Source organism: Myxococcus sp. AM009 (assembly GCF_013372605.1).
Lineage (GTDB): Bacteria > Myxococcota > Myxococcia > Myxococcales > Myxococcaceae > Myxococcus > Myxococcus vastator.
The window spans coordinates 1-6,360 of record NZ_JABXEP010000269.1 but is presented as its reverse complement, the minus strand read 5'-3'; the positions used below and the strand labels follow the sequence as shown (position 1 = coordinate 6,360).

1 protein-coding gene is annotated in these 6,360 nt (G+C 73.4%); it reads left to right on the top strand.

The genetic code is table 11. From position 1 onward, the window contains the following. On the top strand, positions 1 to 6,360 hold a 6,360-nt coding region (locus HV824_RS34560), incomplete at both ends, for an SDR family NAD(P)-dependent oxidoreductase (protein WP_176425168.1).

Here is a 6,360-nt window from a genome sequence, read left to right as displayed (position 1 = left end):
CCTCGGGGAAGCCCCTCCGCCCCCCACCGTGAACGCGGACCTGGGGAAGCAGGTGAGCGCCCTCGTGGTCGAGGCCGCGGCCTCCGTCCTCAAGATGAACGCCGCGGACGTGGAGCTCGACACGGACCTGCGCGACTTCGGCTTCGACTCCGTCTCCATCACCCAGCTCGCCGGCAGGCTGCGCGAACAGCTCGCCGTGGACCTCACGGCGTCGATGCTCTTCGAGCATGACCGGCTTGGCTCGCTCGTCGAGCACCTCCTCACCGAGCACTCCGCTGCGCTGAACGCGCGCTTCGCGGTGGTGCGTCCCCCAGAGCCGGCGCGCACCTCCCTGGAGCCTCGCACGCCCGCTCCAGAGGTCCGCCCACCCGAGCCCGCTCCGGCGCCACGCGCCCCCATGCCGGAGCGGCCCACACCTGCTTCGCCCGCGCCACGCGCCGCGCGCGCTGGGACGGAGCCCATCGCCATCATCGGCATGGGTGGCAGCTTCGCGCGCTCGCCCGACCTCGACACCTTCTGGCGGCACCTCGAGCAGGGCACCGACCTCATCGAGGAGGTTCCGCCGACGCGCTGGGACTGGCGCGCCCTTGAGGGCAATCCCCTGAGCGAGCCGAATCGGACCCACATCAAGTGGGGGAGCTTCATCGACGAGGTGGAGCACTTCGACGCCGCCTTCTTCCGCATCACCCCCCGCGAAGCGGCGCTGATGGACCCCCAGCACCGCCTCTTCCTCCAGCTCGCATGGAACACCCTGGAGGACGCTGGCTACCGGCCCAGCTCGCTCGCGGGGACGAAGACGGGCGTGTTCGTGGGCATCGGCACGACGGACTACCACGACCTGCTCCGGGACTTCGGCGTCGCGGCGGACGCGCACACCGCCACGGGGAAGGCCCACTCCGTCCTTCCCAACCGGCTCTCCTTCCTGCTGGACCTGCACGGCCCCAGCCTCCCGGTGGAGACCGCCTGCTCCAGCTCCCTGGTCGCCATCCACCACGCCGTGCAGTCGCTGCGCTCGGGCCAGAGCGAGCTGGCGCTCGTCGGTGGCGTCAACCTCCTGCTCAGCCCGCACCTCTACTTCGCGTTCAGCCGCGCGGGCATGCTGGCCGAGGACGGCCGCTGCAAGACGTTCGACGCCCGCGCCAACGGCTACGTCCGGGGTGAAGGGCTCGGCGCGCTCCTGCTCAAGCCCCTGTCGCGCGCGGAGGCGGACGGGGACACCATCCACGCCGTCATCCGGGGCACGGCCATCAACCACGGTGGCCGGGCGCAGGCGCTGACGGCCCCCAACCCCACGGCCCAGGCGGAGCTGCTGGTGGCGGCCTACGAGGATGCCCAGGTCGACCCCGCCACGGTCGGCTACATCGAAGCGCACGGCACGGGCACGCGCCTGGGTGACCCCATCGAGGTCAATGGCCTGCGCATCGCCTTCGAGCGGCTCTCTCAGCGCTGGGGCCGTCCCCCCTCCGCCCAGCCGCACTGCGCGCTCGGCTCGGTCAAGACGAACATCGGGCACCTGGAGACGGCCGCCGGCATCGCGGGGGTCCTCAAGGTGGTGCTGGCGTTGCGGCACCGCACCCTGCCCGCGAGCCTCCACTTCCAGACGCCCAACCCCGAGCTCCGGCTGGAGGGCGGCCCCTTCTACGTCAACGCGGACACCCGCCCCTGGCCCGCGCCCGGGGACGAAGAGGCTTCGCGCCGCGCTGGCGTGAGCTCCTTCGGCTTCGGTGGAACCAACGCGCACGTCGTCCTGGAAGAGTACCGGCCGGCGGCGCCCTCACCGGAAGCCGTCACGGGTCCGCAGTTGGTGGTGCTGTCCGCACGGGAGCCCACCACGCTGCGCGCCGCCGCCAGCCGCTTGCGCGCCGCCCTGCGCCGCCCGGAGCCCCCGCGCCTGGAGGACGTGGCCTATACCCTCGCGGTGGGGCGCGAGGTCCTGGACGAGCGACTGGCCATCGTGGCGCACAGCCTCGATGAGCTCACCGCGCGGCTCGACGCCTGGCTGGAGCGTGGCGACACCACGCAGGTCCACGCCGGCCGCGCCGAGGCCACGCGATGGGATGACCTGCTGCTCGGAGGCACGGCCGGGGCCACCTTCCTGGAGGCCCTGATGTCGGGCGGCGAGTTGGACCGGCTCGCCCGCCTCTGGGTGGGTGGGGCCCTCGACGACCTGTCGCGGCTCTTCCCTCGCCCGCGCCGCCGCGTGTCCCTGCCGGGCCATCCCTTCACCGGTGCCCGGCACTGGCTGCTGCCCGCTCCCGCCGACCGTCTCTACGTGGAGCGCGCGCCACCGGAGCCCGCCCAGGTCATTGAAGCGGCACCGTCATATGTCCCCGGTCCGTTGGCGGGCGCTGCGCTCCAGGACGCGGCGCTCCACGTCCTCACCCAGGCGCTGGCGACCACGGCCGGGCTGGACGCGGAGCACCTCCAGCCCACGGCTGACTTCGAGAGCTACGGGATGAACTCCATCCTCATCTCCGAGGTCCACCAGAAGCTGGAGCTCACGTTCGGCAAGCTCCCCATCACGCTGTTCTACAAGTACAAGAACCTCGCGGAGCTGGCGTCCTATCTGTGCGAGGCGCACGCGGACGGCGTCCAGCGACTCGTGGCCGAGCGGAACACGCCGCCCGCCGCGCCGCGGGTGACGGCTCCCGCGCCACGGCGCGAGGTGCCCCGGCCGCAACCCGCGGCCAGTCCCGCGACGATGGACATCGCCGTCATCGGCATGAGCGGACGCTATCCCCAGGCGGAGGACCTGGAGCGCTTCTGGCGCAACCTGGAGGCGGGCCGCGACTGCATCGAGGAGATTCCGCCGGAGCGCTGGGACTACCGGCCGCTGTTCGACGCCTCGCGCCGTCAGCCCGGCTCCATCTACGTCCGGTGGGGCGGCTTCCTGGAAGGCGTGGACCGGTTCGACGCGGCCTTCTTCCAAATCTCCCCGCTGGTCGCCCGCTACATGGACCCGCAGGAGCGCCTCTTCCTGGAGACGGCCTGGGCCTGCCTGGAGGACGCGGGCTACACGCGGACGGGGCTGGCGAGGCCCGGCGCGGGCACCCCGCGCGCCCCCGTGGGCGTGTTCGTGGGCGTCACCTACAACGAGTACGCCCTGCTGGGCGCCCAGGAGTGGGCGCGCGGCCACCGCGTTCCGCTCAACACGCAGACGTTCTCCATCGCCAACCGGGTCTCCTACGCGCTCAACCTGAGCGGCCCCAGCCTCACGGTGGACACGGCCTGCTCGTCATCGCTCAACGCGGTCCACCTCGCCTGCGAGAGCCTGCGCTCCGGCGCCTGCGAGGCGGCCATCGCCGGGGGCGTGAACCTGTCACTGCACCCCAGCAAGTACGTGATGCTCTGCGCCAACCGCTTCGCGTCCAGCGACGGCCGCTGCCGCAGCTTCGCCGAGGGAGGCGACGGGTACGTCCCGGGCGAGGGCGTGGGCGCCGTGCTGCTCAAGCCCCTGGCGCTGGCACTCCGGGACGGCGACGTCATCCACGGCGTCATCAAGGGCAGCGCGAACAACCACGACGGGAAGACCCACGGCTACACCGTGCCCAACCCCGTGGCCCAGGCAGAGGTCATCCTCGAGGCCCTGCGGCGCGCGGACGTCGACGCCCGCACGCTCAGCTACGTGGAGGCGCACGGCACGGGGACCAGCCTGGGCGACCCCATCGAAGTCACCGGGCTGACGGATGCCTTCCGCCAGCACACGGGCGACCGGGGCTTCTGCGCCATCGGCTCGGTCAAGGCCAGCATCGGCCACCTGGAGTCCGCCGCCGGCATCAGCCAGTTGCACAAGGTGCTGCTCCAGATGAAGCACCGCCGCCTGGCGCCCACCCTCATCCACGGAGACAAGCTCAACCCCCACCTCGACTTCGCCAGCACGCCCTTCCACGTCCAACGGGAGTCCACGCCCTGGCGCGCCCGGCCCGGTGAGCCCCTGCGCGCCGGCATCAGCAGCTTCGGCGCCGGCGGCGTCAACGTGCACCTCATCGTCGAGTCCTGGGAGCGCGCGCCCGCGCCCCGCGCCAGCCGCCCTCCGCGGCCCGCCGTCATCGTGCTCTCCGCGCGCACCCCGGAGCGGCTGCGCGCGCGGGCCCGCCAGCTCCTCGACGCCCTCGACGCCCAGCCGGCCTGGGGAGAGGACGCGCTGGAGTCCCTCGCCTTCACGCTCCAGCGCGGACGAGAGGCCATGGCCGCCCGGCTCGCCTTCGTCGCGGAGGACCTGGCCACCTGCCGCGAGCGGCTGCGGGCCTTCGCGACGCACGCGGCGGACCCCACGGCGCCGCGCGCCCCGGGCCTCTTCACGGCGACCGTCGCGGAGACGCCCCAGCCGGGCGCCGCCCCCACCGAGGCCGCGCTGCTGGAGCGCGTGGGCCGGAGCGAGCACGAGGCCGTCGCGCGCGCCTGGGTGGAAGGCACGCACTGGCCCTGGGAGGCCCTCTACCGGGAGCACCCGCCCCGCCGGGTGTCACTGCCCACCTACCCCTTCGTGGGAGAGCGCTACTGGATAGAGACCACGGCCACGGAGCCGCCGCCGGACGTGTCCGCGCCGCCGCCCCCCACGCCCGCCCCTGAGTCACAGCCCTCGCCGGGCGCGACGATGCGGCAGCGCCTGCTGGCCGTCCCCGGTGCCGAACGGCACGCGCTCCTCGTCCAGTTGCTCGGAGAGAGCGTGGCGCGAATCCTGGCCTATCCGCCGTCCACGCGGCCCTCCGCCGAGGAAGGCTTCTTCGACCTGGGGATGGAGTCGGTCCAGGCGATGCAGTTCGTGGAGCATCTGGAGCGCGAGCTGGGGATGGACCTGTACCCCACGCTGGCCTTCGACCACCCCACGCTGCGGGCCCTGGCGGGGTTCCTGCTCGAACGGCTCCCCACCGAGGTCGAACCCTCGCCCGTGCAGCCCCGCGCGGCGCCGGAGGAGGTCGTGCTCGCCCAGCAGGTCTGGCGCGGGGCTCCCATCGCCTCGTCCACGGAGGAGCCCCGGTCCCAGGGTGTCCTCCTCGTGGGGGGAGACGCGGCCCACGCCCAGGCCTTCCTCGCGCGGCTCCAGGCTCGGGGCCTCGCGGCGCCCGTGGTGCATGCGCGCCCGGGAGCAAACTTCTCGGAGGACGGCGCGGAGCCGACCCTGGACGTGTCGGACGCCCAGCAGGTGCGGCAGCTCCTCGCGTCCCTGGCACGGCGGGGCATCCAGCCCAGCCACGTCTTCCTCCTGACCGCGCTCGACGCGGCCTCCGCGAAGGAGCCGCTTCACGGCTTCACGCAGGTGCTGGGGCTCGCGCAGGGGCTGCTCGCGCACAAGACCGAAGGCACCGTGCGCCTGGGCTACCTCCACGCCACGGCGGATGGAATGCCCGCGGCGTCCCATGCCGCCATCGCGGGGTTCGCCCGCGCGCTCGGGCTGGAGACGCCGCGCCTGGTGCTCCAGACGGTGGCGCTGGCACCGGAGCTGCTCGCGCCGTCCGAGGTCGCGCGGCTGGCCCTGGCCAACAGCACACAGGCCGACATCGAGGTCCGCTACACGGCGGGCCAGCGCCAGGTGCGCGGACTGGCGCCGCTCTCCGCCGATGCGACGCGGCCTTCGCCCCTGCGGCACGGCGGGGCGTATCTCATCACGGGCGGCGCGGGCGGGCTGGGCCTGCTCCTGGCCGAGCACCTGGTCCGCATGCGGCAGGCCCGGGTCGCGCTCGTCGGTCGAAGTGAGCTGGACGAAGCCCGACGGCAGCGGCTGGAGAGCCTGCGCGAGACTGGCGCGCAGGTGGTGTACGTGCGCGGCGACGTCGGCGAGCCGTCCTCCGCCGCGCGGGTCGTCCACGAGGCCCACGCGCAATTGGGCGCGTTGAACGGCATCATCCACGCGGCGGGGGCGACCCGTGACGCGCTCGTGCCGGCCAAGTCCAGGGAGCAGTTGGACGCGGTGCTGGGTCCCAAGGTGAGCGGGACGCTCCACCTGGACGAGGCCAGCCGCCACCTGCCGCTCGACTTCTTCGCCCTGTTCTCCTCGACGGCGGCCATCACCGGGAACGTGGGGCAGAGCGACTACGCCTTCGCCAACGCCTTCCTCGACGCCTTCGCCTTCGAGCGTGAAGCGCGCCGGGCGCGCGGTGAGCGGCACGGACGCACGGTGTCGTTCAACTGGCCGCTGTGGGCCGAGGGCGGCATGCGCGTGGATGCGCAGACGCTGCGCTTCATGGAGCGGCGCGGGGGCCTCACGCCCCTGCCCTCCGCGCTCGGCTGGGAGACCTTCGAGCAGGGGCTGCGCCTGGAGGGCTCGCAGTGCGTCGTCTTCCACGGCGTCCGGGAGACCATCGTCCAGCGCTTCGGCATCGCCCCCTGCCCACCGCCGGAGCCCCCGCCCGCGCCCGC